Annotated in this window: 1 protein-coding gene; it reads right to left on the reverse strand. The window is 56.4% G+C overall.

Annotation, left to right across the window (positions count from 1 at the left end; genetic code table 11):
* Window positions 1–550: carboxypeptidase-like regulatory domain-containing protein (locus tag ACY1JZ_RS26055; protein ID WP_462631689.1), on the reverse strand; the 550-nt coding region annotated here is incomplete at both ends.

A 550-nucleotide genomic window follows, 5' to 3' on the forward strand; every position in this document is an offset into this window, starting at 1 on the left:
TCCATTCGGCTGCTTGAGCATAACGATCCCTACCGCCGTAATGTCTGCCGGAACCGTCTCCTCCGTCACACCGCCAGCTACATTCGCTTTCTGGGTGAACGCTACAGGAACCTCTGTTTCACCTACCTGGTACTTCTTCGTATACGTGATGGTGTAATCTGTATCGGCTACGGCTGGAACCGAATACTCGCCCTTCTCGTTCGTTACCGTCTCCGTCGACTTGCCCGTCTTCAGATCGGTTACGGTGAGCGGCGCATTCGGGATAACTTCTCCCGTATTGTTGTCACGCAGCACCCCTTCCAGATAAGGGCGAACGGTCACATAGTGTGCCTCAGCCACCTGCTTCTCTGGTATGGTGCCTGTGCGAACAAGACTTGCAGGATCGGTCACATAGCCATCTGCCGTGTACGCCTCCTGAGTCACTGTGTACGCCAGATACGTTGGCAGTCCTTGCACCACGAGCGTCTGTCCATCGGTCAGCTCGAAGTGGTCGCCGCTCTTCAGCGTGCCCTTGCTGCCATCCGACTTCTCGTAGCCGTAGGAGGCATCC

This window comes from Paenibacillus sp. J5, from assembly GCF_054955055.1.